Source organism: Arthrobacter crystallopoietes (assembly GCF_002849715.1).
Lineage (GTDB): Bacteria > Actinomycetota > Actinomycetes > Actinomycetales > Micrococcaceae > Crystallibacter > Crystallibacter crystallopoietes.
In genome coordinates this window covers 2,197,416-2,218,297 of the sequence record NZ_CP018863.1, presented here as the reverse complement: position 1 = coordinate 2,218,297, position 20,882 = coordinate 2,197,416, and the positions used below count along the sequence as shown (strand labels likewise).

Genomic DNA, 20,882 nt, shown 5'->3' with positions numbered 1-20,882 from the left:
AAGCGCTTTCGCTTCCTAGCTGCGGTGGCTTGGAAGACATTACACGCCTTCGCGGACCACCGCAAATCCGCCTCCGGGGACAGCGCCGGCTGCCGCGGAAAACCGCGGATCCACGCGGATCTTCCCGCTCCCGGATCCGCGGCGACGGCCCCGGCCGGCCGCGCACCGAACAGGCACGGCAGCAAAACCAAGTCCATCATCCCGAACACGGAACCGGCGGCAAAGCCCCGTCCGCAGCACGGCCGGTGTGGCCAAGCACTCAAACGCCCGCGGCTCCCCTGCCCGCATCCGTCCGGAATCCGCGCGGACCTCCCGCCGCCAGAACGCTACCGGAACCCCGCAGGGAAAAGTGTGCTTAAAATCCAACACCAGCCGGCACTTCGCGCTGCGCACCAGCCGGTCCCACGGCCGGCAGGACCGCCACCTGCATGCCGGAGCGGAACCAGGCCGCGCCGGCCACCGGCAGCACCCGGGCCAGGACGCCGGCACGGCGCCAGCGCCCCGCGGCAGGAGCACCGGAATCCCGGGCCCGGCCCGACCCCGACGGAGCAGCTGCAGCCCCGCGGCGGGAGCCGGCACGCAGGCCTGCAGCCAGGACACCGGAACGGCGTTGAGGTTATGCAGGTTGGCGTGGTTTCCGGCAACGGGCCTTAAATGGGTGAAGGGCTCCACCGTCATGGTGGAGCCCTTCACGCTCAAAAGATGTCCGGCGGTGACCTACTCTCCCACACCCTCCCGGGTGCAGTACCATCGGCGCTGTGGGTCTTAGCTTCCGGGTTCGGAATGGGACCGGGCGTTTCCCCCACGCTATGACCGCCGTAACCCTTGCCACCCCGGTTCCGGCCCGCGCGGGCGGACGGAAGGGGTGAAACCTTCGGTTACATCAGTTCATTCTTGGACTGTATGCAATTGTGGTGTTCCCTGGGACGTTTGTTGTCCGGGAACCACATAGTGGACGCGATGCAAGTATCTTTTCCTTCCCCTGTGTATTGCCGTGGAACCGTTTGAAGTCGGTTCGACGGCCAGGGAAGTGTGTGGTGTAAGTTATCGGCCTATTAGTACCGGTCAGCTTCACAGGTCTTTAGTCCCTGCTTCCACATCCGGCCTATCAACCCAGTGGTCTGGCTGGGGGCCTCCCACACCTCGAGGGTGTATGGAAATCTCATCTTGAAGCCGGCTTCCCGCTTAGATGCTTTCAGCGGTTATCCAATCCGAACGTAGCTAATCAGCGATGCACTTGGCAGTACAACTGACACACCAGAGGTTCGTCCGTCCCGGTCCTCTCGTACTAAGGACAGACCTTCTCAAATTTCCTGCGCGCGCAGCGGATAGGGACCGAACTGTCTCACGACGTTCTAAACCCAGCTCGCGTACCGCTTTAATGGGCGAACAGCCCAACCCTTGGGACCTACTCCAGCCCCAGGATGCGACGAGCCGACATCGAGGTGCCAAACCATGCCGTCGATATGGACTCTTGGGCAAGATCAGCCTGTTATCCCCGAGGTACCTTTTATCCGTTGAGCGACGGCCATTCCACAATGTGCCGCCGGATCACTAGTCCCGACTTTCGTCCCTGCTTGAGATGTCTCTCTCACAGTCAAGCTCCCTTGTGCACTTACACTCGCCACCTGATTGCCAACCAGGCTGAGGGAACCTTTGGGCGCCTCCGTTACTCTTTAGGAGGCAACCGCCCCAGTTAAACTACCCATCAGGCACTGTCCCTGACCCGGATTACGGGCCGAAGTTAGATGTCCAGAGTGACCAGAGTGGTATTTCAACGATGACTCCACCCGAACTGGCGTCCGGGCTTCACAGTCTCCCACCTATCCTACACAAGCCACACCGAACACCAATACCAAACTATAGTAAAGGTCTCGGGGTCTTTCCGTCCTGCTGCGCGTAACGAGCATCTTTACTCGTAGTGCAATTTCGCCGAGTTTATGGTTGAGACAGCGGGGAAGTCGTTACTCCATTCGTGCAGGTCGGAACTTACCCGACAAGGAATTTCGCTACCTTAGGATGGTTATAGTTACCACCGCCGTTTACTGGGGCTTAAATTCTCAGCTTCGCCCCCGAAGGGGCTAACCGGTCCTCTTAACCTTCCAGCACCGGGCAGGAGTCAGTCCGTATACATCGTCTTGCGACTTCGCACGGACCTGTGTTTTTAGTAAACAGTCGCTTCCCCCTGGTCTCTGCGGCCCACACCCGCTCCACAGAGCAAGTCTGTATCACGGGGCAGGCCCCCCTTCTCCCGAAGTTACGGGGGCATTTTGCCGAGTTCCTTAACCATAATTCTCTCGATCGCCTTGGTATTCTCTACCTGATCACCTGTGTCGGTTTGGGGTACGGGCGGCTAAAACCTCGCGTCGATGCTTTTCTCGGCAGCATAGGATCACCAGATCCCCCCATACGGGGGTCCCGTCAGGTCTCAGGCTTAATGAACGGCGGATTTGCCTACCGTTCGCCCTACATCCTTGGACCGGGACTACCATCGCCCGGCCTGGCTACCTTCCTGCGTCACACCTGTTAATACGCTTACCTCCCCGGTTCAGGTCCCGCGCGCCCCGCACATACTGGCCCCGAAGGGCACGGATGCACGGTTTGGACGGTTAGTATCACCGGCTCGGTATGGGCGGTTTTTCGCCGGTACGGGAATATCAACCCGTTGTCCATCGACTACGCCTGTCGGCCTCGCCTTAGGTCCCGACTTACCCAGGGCAGATTAGCTTGACCCTGGAACCCTTGATCATTCGGCGGACGGGTTTCCCACCCGTCTTTCGCTACTCATGCCTGCATTCTCACTCGTGTAGGCTCCACCGCTGGTTTCCACCGCGGCTTCACTGCCCACACGACGCTCCCCTACCCATCCACGCCCCTGAACCAAGGGAACAAGTCCCCGGCTTGGGTAATACGTGAATGCCACAACTTCGGCGGTGTACTTGAGCCCCGCTACATTGTCGGCGCGGAATCACTTGACCAGTGAGCTATTACGCACTCTTTCAAGGATGGCTGCTTCTAAGCCAACCTCCTGGTTGTCTTCGCAACTCCACATCCTTTCCCACTTAGCACACGCTTAGGGGCCTTAGTTGGTGGTCTGGGCTGTTTCCCTCTCGACTATGAAGCTTATCCCCCACAGTCTCACTGCTGCGCTCTCACTTGCCGGCATTCGGAGTTTGGCTGACGTCAGTAACCTTGTAGGGCCCATCGGCCATCCAGTAGCTCTACCTCCGGCAAGAAACACGCAACGCTGCACCTAAATGCATTTCGGGGAGAACCAGCTATCACGGAGTTTGATTGGCCTTTCACCCCTACCCACAGCTCATCCCCTCCATTTTCAACTGAAGTGGGTTCGGTCCTCCACGCGCTCTTACACGCGCTTCAACCTGGCCATGGGTAGATCACTCCGCTTCGGGTCTAGATCACGCCACTGCAACGCCCTGTTCAGACTCGCTTTCGCTACGGCTTCCCCACACGGGTTAACCTCGCGACGTAACACTAACTCGCAGGCTCATTCTTCAAAAGGCACGCCGTCACAGCTGCTAGGGCTGCTCCGACGGATTGTAAGCACACGGTTTCAGGTACTGTTTCACTCCCCTCCCGGGGTACTTTTCACCTTTCCCTCACGGTACTTGTCCGCTATCGGTCATCAGGTAGTATTTAGGCTTACCAGGTGGTCCTGGCAGATTCGCACGGGATTTCTCGGGCCCCGTGCTACTTGGGATACTCTCCAAGCGGCAGCACACATTACGGTTACAGGGCTAACACCTTCTCCGGCCGGCCTTTCAAGACCGTTCACCTATGCATCTGCACTCACTTCAGCTGTCCGGCAGAACAGCAACGGAAAGTCCCGCAACCCCGGCCATGCAACGCCCGCCGGCTATCACACATGACTCGGTTTAGCCTCATCCGCGTTCGCTCGCCACTACTAACGGAATCACTGTTGTTTTCTCTTCCTGCGGGTACTGAGATGTTTCACTTCCCCGCGTTCCCTCCACGTACCCTATGTGTTCAGATACGGGTCACCAGGTAACACAAGTGCCCCTGGCGGGGTTTCCCCATTCGGACATCCTGGGATCAAAGTTCGGTTATCAACTCCCCCAGGCTTTTCGCAGATTCCCACGTCCTTCTTCGGCTCCTGATGCCAAGGCATCCACCGTGTGCTCTTAAAAACTTGACCACAAAAGATCAAAATCAGCATTTAATATCGAGAGAACCACAGATCCAAAACAGATCCAGGTTCATCAAAATTGCTTCTTTATAAGATGCTCGCGTCCACTATGTAGTTCTCAAACAACAACCCCGTCGCACCCATCCCCGCACCACGGATAAACCGTGGCCCGGATAAGGACTGCGCAGGAAACCAGAAACAAACAAACACCGGCCCATTCACGAACCGGTCCCTGTTGCCTCAGGACCCAACAGTGTGCCAAACAACAACCCCCCGGACAACCCCCACACGTTCCAGGCACCCCCGCGAAGGGGACACCGTACTGGCATGGAAACCGCCAAAAGACCATCTATCCGTTGATATTCCACCCTCGAGCACCCACCGCAGAACAAACGCCTGCGCAATGGGCTCTCCTGCAAACCGCACAACCAACACTTGGGAAGGCCCTGCGAGTCTGAGGCGCTCCTTAGAAAGGAGGTGATCCAGCCGCACCTTCCGGTACGGCTACCTTGTTACGACTTAGTCCCAATCGCCGGTCCCACCTTCGACGGCTCCCTCCCACAAGGGGTTAGGCCACCGGCTTCGGGTGTTACCAACTTTCGTGACTTGACGGGCGGTGTGTACAAGGCCCGGGAACGTATTCACCGCAGCGTTGCTGATCTGCGATTACTAGCGACTCCGACTTCATGAGGTCGAGTTGCAGACCTCAATCCGAACTGAGACCGGCTTTTTGGGATTAGCTCCACCTCACAGTATCGCAACCCTTTGTACCGGCCATTGTAGCATGCGTGAAGCCCAAGACATAAGGGGCATGATGATTTGACGTCGTCCCCACCTTCCTCCGAGTTGACCCCGGCAGTCTCCTATGAGTCCCCGCCATAACGCGCTGGCAACATAGAACGAGGGTTGCGCTCGTTGCGGGACTTAACCCAACATCTCACGACACGAGCTGACGACAACCATGCACCACCTGTAAACCAGCCCCGAAGGGAAACCGCATTTCTGCGGCGGTCCGGTCCATGTCAAGCCTTGGTAAGGTTCTTCGCGTTGCATCGAATTAATCCGCATGCTCCGCCGCTTGTGCGGGCCCCCGTCAATTCCTTTGAGTTTTAGCCTTGCGGCCGTACTCCCCAGGCGGGGCACTTAATGCGTTAGCTACGGCGCGGAAAACGTGGAATGTCCCCCACACCTAGTGCCCAACGTTTACGGCATGGACTACCAGGGTATCTAATCCTGTTCGCTCCCCATGCTTTCGCTCCTCAGCGTCAGTTACAGCCCAGAGACCTGCCTTCGCCATCGGTGTTCCTCCTGATATCTGCGCATTTCACCGCTACACCAGGAATTCCAGTCTCCCCTACTGCACTCTAGTCTGCCCGTACCCACTGCAGACCCGGGGTTGAGCCCCGGGCTTTCACAGCAGACGCGACAAACCGCCTACGAGCTCTTTACGCCCAATAATTCCGGACAACGCTTGCGCCCTACGTATTACCGCGGCTGCTGGCACGTAGTTAGCCGGCGCTTCTTCTGCAGGTACCGTCACTTTCGCTTCTTCCCTGCTGAAAGAGGTTTACAACCCGAAGGCCGTCATCCCTCACGCGGCGTCGCTGCATCAGGCTTTCGCCCATTGTGCAATATTCCCCACTGCTGCCTCCCGTAGGAGTCTGGGCCGTGTCTCAGTCCCAGTGTGGCCGGTCACCCTCTCAGGCCGGCTACCCGTCGTCGCCTTGGTGAGCCATTACCTCACCAACAAGCTGATAGGCCGCGAGTCCATCCAAAACCAAAAAATCTTTCCACCCACCACCATGCGGTGACAGGTCGTATCCGGTATTAGACCCGGTTTCCCAGGCTTATCCCAGAGTCAAGGGCAGGTTACTCACGTGTTACTCACCCGTTCGCCACTAATCCCCGGTGCAAGCACCGGATCATCGTTCGACTTGCATGTGTTAAGCACGCCGCCAGCGTTCGTCCTGAGCCAGGATCAAACTCTCCGTTAATGTTTACTAACAGACACAACACCGGCCCCCGGGAAAACGGGAACCAGCACTGCACTAAATTCAAACCAGGCTAAAAAACATCGCGGCACACCACGGAGGCGGTGCCCCACGACAATAATTCAACCAATAAAATAATTGGTATCAACAAACTTGGCACACTATTGAGTTCTCAAACAACAGGAGCACCCGGCACCAGTCGGACCCTTCTTCAAGGCCCTCCATCGCTCCGGAGCAACTTTTCAAATTTACCCGATCCTGCAGCAGTTCGCAAATCGCCTTCCGGCTGATTCCTACTGCAACCACGGTCCCCGCAACCTCATCCGCACGGTAAATCGAACCGTTTGAAAGTGATTGTTTTGAAGGGGTTGGCCTCCCTGCCTGCTAAGCGCTTTCGCTTCCTAGCTGCGGTGGCTTGGAAGACATTACACGCCTTCGCGGACCACCGCAAATCCGCCTCCGGGGACAGCGCCGGCTGCCGCGGAAAACCGCGGATCCACGCGGATCTTCCCGCTCCCGGATCCGCGGCGACGGCCCCGGCCGGCCGCGCACCGAACAGGCACGGCAGCAAAACCAAGTCCATCATCCCGAACACGGAACCGGCGGCAAAGCCCCGTCCGCAGCACGGCCGGTGTGGCCAAGCACTCAAACGCCCGCGGCTCCCCTGCCCGCATCCGTCCGGAATCCGCGCGGACCTCCCGCCGCCAGAACGCTACCGGAACCCCGCAGGGAAAAGTGTGCTTAAAATCCAACACCAGCCGGCACTTCGCGCTGCGCACCAGCCGGTCCCACGGCCGGCAGGACCGCCACCTGCATGCCGGAGCGGAACCAGGCCGCGCCGGCCACCGGCAGCACCCGGGCCAGGACGCCGGCACGGCGCCAGCGCCCCGCGGCAGGAGCACCGGAATCCCGGGCCCGGCCCGACCCCGACGGAGCAGCTGCAGCCCCGCGGCGGGAGCCGGCACGCAGGCCTGCAGCCAGGACACCGGAACGGCGTTGAGGTTATGCAGGTTGGCGTGGTTTCCGGCAACGGGCCTTAAATGGGTGAAGGGCTCCACCGTCATGGTGGAGCCCTTCACGCTCAAAAGATGTCCGGCGGTGACCTACTCTCCCACACCCTCCCGGGTGCAGTACCATCGGCGCTGTGGGTCTTAGCTTCCGGGTTCGGAATGGGACCGGGCGTTTCCCCCACGCTATGACCGCCGTAACCCTTGCCACCCCGGTTCCGGCCCGCGCGGGCGGGCGGAAGGGGTGAAACCTTCGGTTACATCAGTTCATTCTTGGACTGTATGCAATTGTGGTGTTCCCTGGGACGTTTGTTGTCCGGGAACCACATAGTGGACGCGATGCAAGTATCTTTTCCTTCCCCTGTGTATTGCCGTGGAACCGTTTGAAGTCGGTTCGACGGCCAGGGAAGTGTGTGGTGTAAGTTATCGGCCTATTAGTACCGGTCAGCTTCACAGGTCTTTAGTCCCTGCTTCCACATCCGGCCTATCAACCCAGTGGTCTGGCTGGGGGCCTCCCACACCTCGAGGGTGTATGGAAATCTCATCTTGAAGCCGGCTTCCCGCTTAGATGCTTTCAGCGGTTATCCAATCCGAACGTAGCTAATCAGCGATGCACTTGGCAGTACAACTGACACACCAGAGGTTCGTCCGTCCCGGTCCTCTCGTACTAAGGACAGACCTTCTCAAATTTCCTGCGCGCGCAGCGGATAGGGACCGAACTGTCTCACGACGTTCTAAACCCAGCTCGCGTACCGCTTTAATGGGCGAACAGCCCAACCCTTGGGACCTACTCCAGCCCCAGGATGCGACGAGCCGACATCGAGGTGCCAAACCATGCCGTCGATATGGACTCTTGGGCAAGATCAGCCTGTTATCCCCGAGGTACCTTTTATCCGTTGAGCGACGGCCATTCCACAATGTGCCGCCGGATCACTAGTCCCGACTTTCGTCCCTGCTTGAGATGTCTCTCTCACAGTCAAGCTCCCTTGTGCACTTACACTCGCCACCTGATTGCCAACCAGGCTGAGGGAACCTTTGGGCGCCTCCGTTACTCTTTAGGAGGCAACCGCCCCAGTTAAACTACCCATCAGGCACTGTCCCTGACCCGGATTACGGGCCGAAGTTAGATGTCCAGAGTGACCAGAGTGGTATTTCAACGATGACTCCACCCGAACTGGCGTCCGGGCTTCACAGTCTCCCACCTATCCTACACAAGCCACACCGAACACCAATACCAAACTATAGTAAAGGTCTCGGGGTCTTTCCGTCCTGCTGCGCGTAACGAGCATCTTTACTCGTAGTGCAATTTCGCCGAGTTTATGGTTGAGACAGCGGGGAAGTCGTTACTCCATTCGTGCAGGTCGGAACTTACCCGACAAGGAATTTCGCTACCTTAGGATGGTTATAGTTACCACCGCCGTTTACTGGGGCTTAAATTCTCAGCTTCGCCCCCGAAGGGGCTAACCGGTCCTCTTAACCTTCCAGCACCGGGCAGGAGTCAGTCCGTATACATCGTCTTGCGACTTCGCACGGACCTGTGTTTTTAGTAAACAGTCGCTTCCCCCTGGTCTCTGCGGCCCACACCCGCTCCACAGAGCAAGTCTGTATCACGGGGCAGGCCCCCCTTCTCCCGAAGTTACGGGGGCATTTTGCCGAGTTCCTTAACCATAATTCTCTCGATCGCCTTGGTATTCTCTACCTGATCACCTGTGTCGGTTTGGGGTACGGGCGGCTAAAACCTCGCGTCGATGCTTTTCTCGGCAGCATAGGATCACCAGATCCCCCCATACGGGGGTCCCGTCAGGTCTCAGGCTTAATGAACGGCGGATTTGCCTACCGTTCGCCCTACATCCTTGGACCGGGACTACCATCGCCCGGCCTGGCTACCTTCCTGCGTCACACCTGTTAATACGCTTACCTCCCCGGTTCAGGTCCCGCGCGCCCCGCACATACTGGCCCCGAAGGGCACGGATGCACGGTTTGGACGGTTAGTATCACCGGCTCGGTATGGGCGGTTTTTCGCCGGTACGGGAATATCAACCCGTTGTCCATCGACTACGCCTGTCGGCCTCGCCTTAGGTCCCGACTTACCCAGGGCAGATTAGCTTGACCCTGGAACCCTTGATCATTCGGCGGACGGGTTTCCCACCCGTCTTTCGCTACTCATGCCTGCATTCTCACTCGTGTAGGCTCCACCGCTGGTTTCCACCGCGGCTTCACTGCCCACACGACGCTCCCCTACCCATCCACGCCCCTGAACCAAGGGAACAAGTCCCCGGCTTGGGTAATACGTGAATGCCACAACTTCGGCGGTGTACTTGAGCCCCGCTACATTGTCGGCGCGGAATCACTTGACCAGTGAGCTATTACGCACTCTTTCAAGGATGGCTGCTTCTAAGCCAACCTCCTGGTTGTCTTCGCAACTCCACATCCTTTCCCACTTAGCACACGCTTAGGGGCCTTAGTTGGTGGTCTGGGCTGTTTCCCTCTCGACTATGAAGCTTATCCCCCACAGTCTCACTGCTGCGCTCTCACTTGCCGGCATTCGGAGTTTGGCTGACGTCAGTAACCTTGTAGGGCCCATCGGCCATCCAGTAGCTCTACCTCCGGCAAGAAACACGCAACGCTGCACCTAAATGCATTTCGGGGAGAACCAGCTATCACGGAGTTTGATTGGCCTTTCACCCCTACCCACAGCTCATCCCCTCCATTTTCAACTGAAGTGGGTTCGGTCCTCCACGCGCTCTTACACGCGCTTCAACCTGGCCATGGGTAGATCACTCCGCTTCGGGTCTAGATCACGCCACTGCAACGCCCTGTTCAGACTCGCTTTCGCTACGGCTTCCCCACACGGGTTAACCTCGCGACGTAACACTAACTCGCAGGCTCATTCTTCAAAAGGCACGCCGTCACAGCTGCTAGGGCTGCTCCGACGGATTGTAAGCACACGGTTTCAGGTACTGTTTCACTCCCCTCCCGGGGTACTTTTCACCTTTCCCTCACGGTACTTGTCCGCTATCGGTCATCAGGTAGTATTTAGGCTTACCAGGTGGTCCTGGCAGATTCGCACGGGATTTCTCGGGCCCCGTGCTACTTGGGATACTCTCCAAGCGGCAGCACACATTACGGTTACAGGGCTAACACCTTCTCCGGCCGGCCTTTCAAGACCGTTCACCTATGCATCTGCACTCACTTCAGCTGTCCGGCAGAACAGCAACGGAAAGTCCCGCAACCCCGGCCATGCAACGCCCGCCGGCTATCACACATGACTCGGTTTAGCCTCATCCGCGTTCGCTCGCCACTACTAACGGAATCACTGTTGTTTTCTCTTCCTGCGGGTACTGAGATGTTTCACTTCCCCGCGTTCCCTCCACGTACCCTATGTGTTCAGATACGGGTCACCAGGTAACACAAGTGCCCCTGGCGGGGTTTCCCCATTCGGACATCCTGGGATCAAAGTTCGGTTATCAACTCCCCCAGGCTTTTCGCAGATTCCCACGTCCTTCTTCGGCTCCTGATGCCAAGGCATCCACCGTGTGCTCTTAAAAACTTGACCACAAAAGATCAAAATCAGCATTTAATATCGAGAGAACCACAGATCCAAAACAGATCCAGGTTCATCAAAATTGCTTCTTTATAAGATGCTCGCGTCCACTATGTAGTTCTCAAACAACAACCCCGTCGCACCCATCCCCGCACCACGGATAAACCGTGGCCCGGATAAGGACTGCGCAGGAAACCAGAAACAAACAAACACCGGCCCATTCACGAACCGGTCCCTGTTGCCTCAGGACCCAACAGTGTGCCAAACAACAACCCCCCGGACAACCCCCACACGTTCCAGGCACCCCCGCAAAGGGGACACCGTACTGGCATGGAAACCGCCAAAAGACCATCTATCCGTTGATATTCCACCCTCGAGCACCCACCGCAGAACAAACGCCTGCGCAATGGGCTCTCCTGCAAACCGCACAACCAACACTTGGGAAGGCCCTGCGAGTCTGAGGCGCTCCTTAGAAAGGAGGTGATCCAGCCGCACCTTCCGGTACGGCTACCTTGTTACGACTTAGTCCCAATCGCCGGTCCCACCTTCGACGGCTCCCTCCCACAAGGGGTTAGGCCACCGGCTTCGGGTGTTACCAACTTTCGTGACTTGACGGGCGGTGTGTACAAGGCCCGGGAACGTATTCACCGCAGCGTTGCTGATCTGCGATTACTAGCGACTCCGACTTCATGAGGTCGAGTTGCAGACCTCAATCCGAACTGAGACCGGCTTTTTGGGATTAGCTCCACCTCACAGTATCGCAACCCTTTGTACCGGCCATTGTAGCATGCGTGAAGCCCAAGACATAAGGGGCATGATGATTTGACGTCGTCCCCACCTTCCTCCGAGTTGACCCCGGCAGTCTCCTATGAGTCCCCGCCATAACGCGCTGGCAACATAGAACGAGGGTTGCGCTCGTTGCGGGACTTAACCCAACATCTCACGACACGAGCTGACGACAACCATGCACCACCTGTAAACCAGCCCCGAAGGGAAACCGCATTTCTGCGGCGGTCCGGTCCATGTCAAGCCTTGGTAAGGTTCTTCGCGTTGCATCGAATTAATCCGCATGCTCCGCCGCTTGTGCGGGCCCCCGTCAATTCCTTTGAGTTTTAGCCTTGCGGCCGTACTCCCCAGGCGGGGCACTTAATGCGTTAGCTACGGCGCGGAAAACGTGGAATGTCCCCCACACCTAGTGCCCAACGTTTACGGCATGGACTACCAGGGTATCTAATCCTGTTCGCTCCCCATGCTTTCGCTCCTCAGCGTCAGTTACAGCCCAGAGACCTGCCTTCGCCATCGGTGTTCCTCCTGATATCTGCGCATTTCACCGCTACACCAGGAATTCCAGTCTCCCCTACTGCACTCTAGTCTGCCCGTACCCACTGCAGACCCGGGGTTGAGCCCCGGGCTTTCACAGCAGACGCGACAAACCGCCTACGAGCTCTTTACGCCCAATAATTCCGGACAACGCTTGCGCCCTACGTATTACCGCGGCTGCTGGCACGTAGTTAGCCGGCGCTTCTTCTGCAGGTACCGTCACTTTCGCTTCTTCCCTGCTGAAAGAGGTTTACAACCCGAAGGCCGTCATCCCTCACGCGGCGTCGCTGCATCAGGCTTTCGCCCATTGTGCAATATTCCCCACTGCTGCCTCCCGTAGGAGTCTGGGCCGTGTCTCAGTCCCAGTGTGGCCGGTCACCCTCTCAGGCCGGCTACCCGTCGTCGCCTTGGTGAGCCATTACCTCACCAACAAGCTGATAGGCCGCGAGTCCATCCAAAACCAAAAAATCTTTCCACCCACCACCATGCGGTGACAGGTCGTATCCGGTATTAGACCCGGTTTCCCAGGCTTATCCCAGAGTCAAGGGCAGGTTACTCACGTGTTACTCACCCGTTCGCCACTAATCCCCGGTGCAAGCACCGGATCATCGTTCGACTTGCATGTGTTAAGCACGCCGCCAGCGTTCGTCCTGAGCCAGGATCAAACTCTCCGTTAATGTTTACTAACAGACACAACACCGGCCCCCGGGAAAACGGGAACCAGCACTGCACTAAATTCAAACCAGGCTAAAAAACATCGCGGCACACCACGGAGGCGGTGCCCCACGACAATAATTCAACCAATAAAATAATTGGTATCAACAAACTTGGCACACTATTGAGTTCTCAAACAACAGGAGCACCCGGCACCAGTCGGACCCTTCTTCAAGGCCCTCCATCGCTCCGGAGCAACTTTTCAAATTTACCCGCACTGCTGGTCCCTGTCAAATCAACCCGTTCCCGCACACCTCTCAATGAGGTTCGACCTAAGCCTTGTGTGGTTTCGAGCTGTTCAACTGTTCCCTCAGCGCGGATATAAACTCTACACCGGTTCGGCCCTAATGTAAATCCAAGGTTGCCGGCTGGCGAAGACCCGCGGAATTCCGGGGGTCTTCGCTGCGGCAGCTTTAGCTCGCCGGCTTCAGATACAGGACTCCCAGCGGCGGGACCGCCAGCACGGCGGAGGCCGGATGGCCACTCCAAGCCCCTTCTGCACCGGCGACAAGCCCCTTGTTCCCGACGCCCGATCCCCCGTACTCCGGGTCATCCGTGTTCAGGACCTCCTGCCAGTTACCGGCCCAGGGCAGTCCGATTCGGAAGTCGGTATGGGGGTGTCCGGCGAAATTCGCGATGCAGACGACGGGGTTGCCGTGGTTGTCCCACCGGATGAAGGAGAGCGTGTTGCGCGTCCCGTCGTTTTCGTCGATCCACTGGAAGCCAGCAGGTTCGTTGTCCCGTTCGTACAGGGCGGGGGTCTCACGGTAAAGCCCATTGAGGTTGCGCACCAGCTTTTGCAGTCCCTTGTGCGGAACGTTTTCGGACAGCCACCAGTCGAGGCCGTGTTGCTCGGACCATTCAGCTTCCTGCCCGAACTCCGTCCCCATGAAAATCAGCTGCTTGCCCGGATGCGCCCACTGGAAAGCAAGGTAAGCGCGCAGGTTTGCGAGCTGCTGCCACCTGTCCCCCGGCATCTTGCGGAGCATCGAGCCCTTCCCATGCACAACCTCGTCATGGCTGATCGGGAGCAGGAAGTTTTCCGTGTAGGCGTAGACCATGGAGAACGTGGCCTTGTTGTGGTGATGGACCCGGTTGATGGGGTCTTCCGAAATGTACTGGAGGGTGTCATGCATCCAGCCCATGTTCCACTTCAGCCCGAAGCCCAGGCCGCCGGCGCTGGTGGCCCTGGTGACGCCGTCGAACGCGGTGGATTCTTCCGCGATGGTGACAATGCCCGGCACTCGCTTGTAGGCCGTGGCGTTGACTTCCTGCAGGAAGGAAATGGCTTCGAGATTTTCGCGGCCGCCGTGGATGTTGGGGTACCACTGGCCCTCTTCACGCGAATAGTCGCGGTAGAGCATGGAAGCGACAGCATCCACGCGCAGCCCGTCGATGTGGAACTCCTCAAACCAGTACAGGGCGTTCGCAACCAGGAAGTTGCGTACCTCGCGGCGGCCGAAGTCGAAGATGAGCGTGCCCCAGTCCGGGTGCTCGCCCAACCGGGGATCTTCGTGTTCGTACAGCGGTTGGCCGTCGAAGCGGGCCAAAGCCCACTCGTCCTTGGGGAAGTGCGCCGGCACCCAGTCCAGGATGATGCCGATGCCAGCTTGGTGCAGCTTGTCCACCAGGTATTTGAAGTCGTCCGGATGGCCAAAGCGCGAGGTAGGCGCATAGTAGGACGTGACCTGGTAGCCCCAGGACCCCCCGAAGGGGTGCTCGGCCACGGGCATCAGCTCGACATGCGTGAAGCCCTGCCATGTGACGTACTCGACCAGCTGCTCGGCAAGCTGGCGGTAGTCCAGACCGACCCGCCAGGAACCGAGGTGCACCTCGTACACGCTCATCGGCGAGTTATGCGGATCCCGGGCCGCACGCCGGGCCAGCCACTCGCCGTCGGAAAAGTTGTACCGGGTATCGACGACACGTGAACCGGTCAGCGGCGGCACCTCGGTCCAGCGGGCCATGGGGTCCGCTTTCTCATGCCAGTGCCCGTCGCGGCCCAGCAGCTCGTACTTGTAGATCGCGCCCGATGCGACACCCGGGATGAAAATTTCCCACACACCGGACCCGCCCATGGAACGCATGGCATGCCGGACGGCGTTCCAGCCATTGAAGTCACCCTTGACCCGCACGGCCTGGGCATTCGGCGCCCATACCGCAAAGCTGGTGCCGGTGACGTCGCCCAGCGTGGAATTGTAGTGGCGGACATGAGAGCCCAGAGCCGTCCACAGCGTTTCGTGGCGGCCCTCGCCGATCAGGTGCAGGTCGATTTCGCCCAGCGTGGGGAGGTAATGGTACGGATCGTCCACCAGGAGGGGAGCACCGCCGTCGTACACCACCTCAAGGCGGTAGTCCGGCACATGGCCCGGACGTTCCGCGGGCAGGGTGGCAACCCAGACGCCTTCCTGCTCGTGCTGCATGGACGCGCGAGTTGCCGCGGTGATTACGGTAACGGAGTCCGCCAGCGGCTGCAGCGAGCGGACCGTGACGTGGCCGTGGTCATCCAGATGGGCGCCGAGGACGGCGTGCGGCTGGAAGTAACTGCCATGCGCGACGGCGGACAGCGTGTTCCGGTCGACCGGCACCGGATTGCCGGCGCTGGTGGCAGAGGTCGCCGACGTTTCGGCCCGCCCTTCGGCAAGCGTTGCCGCTGCAGGTCCGACCGCCTGTGCCGTTTCCGAGGAGGAGGCCTGGCCTGCCGCGGAACTGCTTGCAGCCGTTTCGCCGTCGCCCGCCGTAGAAGAGTTGGCGTTAGAATTGGCGGCAGAAGAGTTGGCAGTCTGCATCTGTTCCAGCGCGCGGCGCACGGCCTTGACCGGCACACCGACCCAGCGCGGACGGTTGCGCTGTTCATACACAACTTCGTAGAGCGCCTTGTCCAGCCACAAGCCCAGGAACAGCGGGGACGTTGTGTCGATGCGGACTCCGGTCTCCCGCTCATAACCGGCGATGAATGCGTCGGCGGCCGCCGCTGTCCAGCGGTCTGCAGCGGCTTCCACCTGTCCTGATTCATTGCCCTCGGCGGTGGTGACCGCGACGCCGCCCGCGTAGTCGAAGGACCGAAGCATGCCCACGACGTCGCGCAGGGCGACATCGTCCGTACCGCGGCTGCCCATGGGACGCAGCGGTTCGCCTTCAAAGTCCAGGACTACCCAGCCGCGTTCGGCCGAGTGAAGGACCTGGCCCAGGTGGTAGTCGCCGTGGATCCGCTGAAGCTCGGGGCGTTCCTCAAGGTTTTCCAGCCGGCGCAGCAGCTCATCCACCGTCCGGTCCAGCGGCCCGACGGCGGATCCTGCCTGCGCCCAACCCCACCGGATCCGCTCGCGCAGTTCTGCTGCCAGCGCCGCGGCTTCCTCTTCGGTAGCCTCGTGTGCGCCGAAGCTCTTCCGCAGCTGGCTGTGGATCCGGCCCGTAACCTGCCCAAGTTCAGAGGCTTCCCTGGTGAAATCGGCGTCGTCCAAGGCCGCCGCCGAGGCGGTGCGCCAGGCGTCCTTGCTGTTCGCGATGTACTCGCGCAGCACGCTCAGATGCCCGGAGTCCCACAGCTTGTCCGCATTCGAATCCGTGTGCTGGCCCGGCGTGTGCCAGCCTCCGGTCACCCAGCCGTAGGTGGCGGGAACTTCGCTGGCGCCAAGCTCGCTCAACATCGCTCCGATTTCAACATCGGGGTTGGCGCCGGCCTCCAGGACGCGGAAGAACTTCACGATGAGGGATGCGCTGTCCGTTTCCACGACCACCGAGGTGTTGGACTGCTCGCCGGCGAGCACGGAGGCCTTCAGCGGAGCGTCGAACGGCGGCCAGTCGCCGAAGCCTGCGCTGGCGTGGCCACGCGTGCGGCCGTCCGCGGTCACGGATTCGCGCCGCATCAGTTCCAGCCAGGCGGCGACGAATACCGGGTCGTGGGTGCCGTCGTACAGCCAGCAGTTTTCCGTGCCCTGCCGTGGCTCGGCTCCGGTGTGGCCGATCAGCGCCGCTTCGCCGCCCTCAAGCGGTTCGTGCCGGAAGCTGACCGGCACGTTGACGATGAAGACGTCCTGGTCGGTGTGGACCGCAACAATATGGACTTCCAGCGCGACGGCGTCTGCTGGGTCCTGCAGGCGGATGCCGCCGAGCCGGCGCAGCACCGTTTCTTTGCCTTTGGCCGGGAACCATCGCTGCTGCGGCAACCACTCGTGGAGCAGTTCCGGCAAGGACTGCGAAGCATTGGTAACGGTGTTTGTCATGGGCTCTCCACCTCAGAACGGGTGTTCACCGAAGTGAGCACGGGAAGGGCTTCGGTCAAAGGCGACGCCGGATTGGACCGGGCCGAACGCACACGCAGCCAGAAGAAATCGTGGCTGCCGAGCGTCAGGGTCAGCTGGCCGGCGTCGTCAAGGGCAGGAAAGGGTAGTCCGCCGAACAAGTCGCGCAGACCCCGCCCCGCAAATTCCGGCATCCGCAGGGGCGCGGCCACCGGGTGTTGCGACAGATTAAAAATGCACAGCAGCGCTTCCGGTTCCGCCCCTTCGCGGTTGTCCGGCGGAATTTCGCGGATGAATGCCAGGACGGATTCGGCTTCTGTGGGCACGTTGCGGTAGCCGCCGAGCCCGAAGGCAGGATGGGCTTTGCGGACCGCGAGCATTTGGCGCACCCAATGCAGCAGGGAGCTGCTGTGGGCCAACTGCGCCTCGACATTGACGTAGTTGTAGTTGTAGACCAAGGACTGCACCACCGGCAGATAAAGCTTGCCGGGGTCCGCCGTCGAGAATCCGGCATTGCGGTCCGGGTTCCACTGCATCGGCGTGCGGGAAGCATCGCGGTCTTCGAGCCAGATATTGTCGCCCATGCCGATTTCGTCCCCGTAGTACAGGAACGGGCTGCCAGGCAGCGACAGCAGCAGCGCGTGGATCAGCTCAAGCTCGGCGCGGGAGTTGTCCAGCAGCGGGGCCAGCCGGCGCCGGATGCCGATGTTGGCCCGCATCCGCGAGTCCGGCGCGTACCAGCCGAGCATGGCCTCGCGTTCTTCATTGGTCACCATTTCCAGCGTCAGCTCGTCATGGTTGCGCAGGAACGTGCCCCACTGTGCGCCGGTGGGAATGTCCGGTGTCTCTTCCATGGTCTGGATGATGGGGGCGGCCTTCTGGTCGCGCAGGGCGTAGAACAGCCGCGGCATGATCGGGAAGTGGAAGCACATGTGGCACTCGGGCACCAGCCCGCCGTCGTCGGTCTTTTCGCCGAAGTACTCCACGACTTCATGCGGCATCTGGTTGGCCTCGGCGATGATCACCCGGCCGGGGTACTCCGAGTCCACCAGGGCGCGCAGGTCCTGCAGGAACTTGTGGGTTGCCGGCAGGTTTTCGCAGTTGGTCCCGTCCTCTTCGAACAGGTAGGGAATGGCGTCCGCGCGGAAACCGTCGATCCCCTGGTCCAGCCAAAACCGAACGACGTCGAAAACAGCCTCGATGACCTTGGGGTTCTCGTAATTCAGGTCCGGCTGGTGGCTGAAGAACCGGTGCCAGAAGAACTGCCGGCGGATCGGGTCGAACGCCCAGTTGGATTCCTCGGTATCGACGAAGATGATGCGCGCATCCTGGTACTTCTCGTCCGTGTCGCTCCAGACATAAAAGTCCCCGTACGGCCCGTCCGGTTCCCGCCGCGAGGCCTCGAACCACTGGTGTTGGTCCGATGTGTGGTTCAACGGCAGATCGATGATCACCCGGACGCCGCGTGCATGGGCCTCGGCCACCAGGCGTTTGAAGTCGCTGATGGTGCCGAACTCATCCAGCACGTCGTAATAGTCGGCGATGTCGTAGCCGCCGTCGCGCAGGGGGGATTTGAAGAACGGAGGCACCCACAGGCAGTCGATTCCCAGCCACTGCAGGTAGTCCAGTTTGTCGATCAGTCCCGAGAAGTCCCCCGACCCGTCCCCATTGGCATCTGCGAAACCGCGGACCAAGACCTCGTAAAAGACGGCCTTGCGATACCAGTGGGGGTCATGCGCCAGACCAGGCGCATGGAGTTGGAAGGGACTGGCCACTAGCTGCTCCTGCGGATATGCAGGATGTGCGCGGGCTCAAAATGCGCGTCCAACCGCACATAGTTGTGCTCGCCCCACCGCCAGCTTTCCCCGCTGATCAGGTCATCCACCCAGAAGGTGCCGTCCTCGTTCAGGTCCGCGGGGTCCAGGCCGAGTGCGGCGAGGTCCAGGCTGACGGTGCATTCGCGGGCGCTGTGCGGATCCACATTTACGACGACGATGATCGTGTCTTTCCCGGTGCCCTCGCTGCCGTCCGCGGCCGGCAGGTTTTCCTTGTGCTTGGAAAACACGACGGTGGCGTCATCCGTGCTCCGGTGGACGGTAAGGTTCTGCAGGTCCCGAAGCGCCGGGTGGGCGCGCCGGATGTGGTTAAGGCGCGTCAGGTACGGGGCCAGCGAGCGGCCTTCCGCTTCCGCACGGGCAAAGTCCCGCGCCTTGTACTCGTACTTTTCATTGTCAATGTATTCCTCGGCGCCGGGCCGGGCGACATGTTCGTAGAGTTCGTAACCGGCGTAGACGCCCCAGAGCGGGCTTCCCATTGAGGCCAGCACGGCGCGGATCTTGAACGCCGCCGGACCGCCGTACTGGAGGAACTCGGTCAGGATGTCCGGAGTGTTAACGAAGAAGTTCGGCCGGAAGAACGCCGCCGTTTCATGGCTGATCTGGGTCAGGTACTCCTCAATCTCGGTCTTCCGGTTGCGCCAGGTGAAGTAGCTGTAGGACTGCTGGAATCCCGCACGGCCCAGTGCATGCATCATCGCCGGCACGGTGAATGCCTCGGCGAGGAAGACCACGTCCGGATCGGTGGCGTTGACCTCGCCGATCAGCCACTCCCAGAACCAGACCGGCTTGGTGTGCGGATTGTCCACGCGGAAGATCTTCACCCCGTGGCTGATCCACAGCCGGACGATGCGCAGCACTTCTTCCGACAGGCCCTCGGGGTCGTTGTCGAAGTTCAGCGGGTAGATGTCCTGGTATTTCTTCGGCGGGTTCTCCGCGTAGGCAATGGTGCCGTCCACGCGGGTGGTGAACCACTCCGGGTGTTCCCGTGCCCAGGGATGGTCCGGCGAGCACTGCAGCGCGAGGTCCAAAGCGACTTCGAGACCCACGGCCGCGGCGGACTGGACGAAGCGGTCGAAGTCCTCGAAGGTGCCCAGGTCAGGGTGGATGGCGTCGTGGCCGCCTTCGGCTGCGCCAATGGCCCACGGCGAGCCCGGATCATCAGGTCCGGCAGTGAGCGTGTTGTTGGGCCCCTTGCGGTTCGTCACGCCGATCGGGTGGATAGGGGGCATGTAAATGACGTCGAAACCCATGTCGGCGACGGCTGGGAGCCTCTCGGCCGCCGTCGTAAAGTTTCCCGACGTCCATTTGTTGGCGGCCGGGTCGAAGACGGCGCCCTCGGAGCGCGGGAAGAACTCGTACCAGGCGCCGCGCCCGGCCAGGTCCCGCTCCACCAGGATGGGGTAGCGCTGCGACTCGGTGACGAGGCTGCGGATGGGGTGGGTGCGTACTGCCGCAAGGACCTCTTCCGAGCCGCCCGCGGCCAGCCGGTCTTCGGCGGAGCGGCCTTCATCGGCGATGGCGCCGGCCGCCCGGCGCAGGACCTCAGCGTTCTCGGCCGGGCGGCCATCCTGTCCGGCGGCCTGGTTGAACAGGCGGATGCCTTCGGCCAGCATCAGGTCCACGTCCACGCCCGCGGCGATCTTGACCTCGGCGTTGTGGTGCCAGGTGGCGTAGAGATCGCCCCAGCCTTCAATGGTGAAGGTCCAGTTACCCTGCGACGTGGGCCGCAGGGTGCCGGCCCAGCGGTCCGTTCCGCCGCCGAGCGGACGCAGGTGGGTCCGTTGCACGGCATGGCCGTCCGGATCGTAAAGCACCGCGGTCACGCCGAGCCGGTCGTGGCCCTCGCGGAAGACCGTGGCAGCGACTTCGATGTCCTCCCCGGGCACGGTTTTGGCGGGAAAACGCCCGCAATCCACCACCGGAGAGACCCCGGTGATGGGGATCCTGCCAAAGCGCAGGCGTGAGTTGGACGGTGCCGGACGCGGTTCCTCGGTGAATGTGCTCACAGACTAGACGTTAGCGACAAATGTGCCGGTTTGCTAAGGCCTGAAGACGA

The 20,882-nt window shown here is 60.4% G+C and carries 3 protein-coding genes and 6 rRNA genes; all 9 read right to left on the bottom strand.

Going from position 1 to position 20,882, the window contains the following annotated elements:
- Nucleotides 1-704: 704 nt before the first annotated feature.
- The 9 genes from rrf (AC20117_RS10425) to AC20117_RS10385 all read right to left on the bottom strand — a co-directional run bounded on the left by rrf (AC20117_RS10425) (nt 705) and on the right by AC20117_RS10385 (nt 20,832).
- Nucleotides 705-821: ribosomal RNA gene (gene rrf, locus AC20117_RS10425) — 5S ribosomal RNA — on the bottom strand.
- A 213-nt stretch (nt 822-1,034) separates the two neighbouring features.
- Nucleotides 1,035-4,177 (bottom strand): 23S ribosomal RNA (locus tag AC20117_RS10420).
- Between the two features lie 461 nt (nt 4,178-4,638).
- Nucleotides 4,639-6,162: ribosomal RNA gene (locus tag AC20117_RS10415) — 16S ribosomal RNA — on the bottom strand.
- Nucleotides 6,163-7,249: 1,087 nt separating this feature from the next.
- Nucleotides 7,250-7,366, bottom strand: a 5S ribosomal RNA gene (gene rrf, locus AC20117_RS10410).
- A 213-nt stretch (nt 7,367-7,579) separates the two neighbouring features.
- Nucleotides 7,580-10,722: ribosomal RNA gene (locus AC20117_RS10405) — 23S ribosomal RNA — on the bottom strand.
- A 461-nt stretch (nt 10,723-11,183) separates the two neighbouring features.
- Nucleotides 11,184-12,707, bottom strand: a 16S ribosomal RNA gene (locus tag AC20117_RS10400).
- The 16S, 23S and 5S rRNA genes sit together here, the layout of an rRNA operon.
- A 450-nt stretch (nt 12,708-13,157) precedes the next feature.
- Entirely contained in the window at nt 13,158-16,970 is a 3,813-nt protein-coding gene (glgB, locus tag AC20117_RS10395; protein ID WP_074699793.1) for a 1,4-alpha-glucan branching protein GlgB, read from the bottom strand.
- The gene (treS, locus tag AC20117_RS10390; protein WP_074699794.1) at nt 16,967-18,763 is read right to left on the bottom strand and encodes a maltose alpha-D-glucosyltransferase; all 1,797 of its coding nucleotides are present in this window, start codon (nt 18,761-18,763) and stop codon (nt 16,967-16,969) included. Before treS ends, glgB begins: the two co-directional genes overlap by 4 nt.
- The gene (locus tag AC20117_RS10385; protein ID WP_074699795.1) at nt 18,763-20,832 is read right to left on the bottom strand and encodes an alpha-1,4-glucan--maltose-1-phosphate maltosyltransferase; all 2,070 of its coding nucleotides are present in this window, start codon (nt 20,830-20,832) and stop codon (nt 18,763-18,765) included. Before AC20117_RS10385 ends, treS begins: the two co-directional genes overlap by 1 nt.
- Between the last annotated feature and the right edge of the window lie 50 nt (nt 20,833-20,882).

Excerpts from the sequence above, each read along its gene's own strand:
- glgB (WP_074699793.1), bottom strand. The coding sequence starts at position 16,970 with ATGACAAACACCGTTACCAATGCTTCGCAGTCCTTGCCGGAACTGCTC.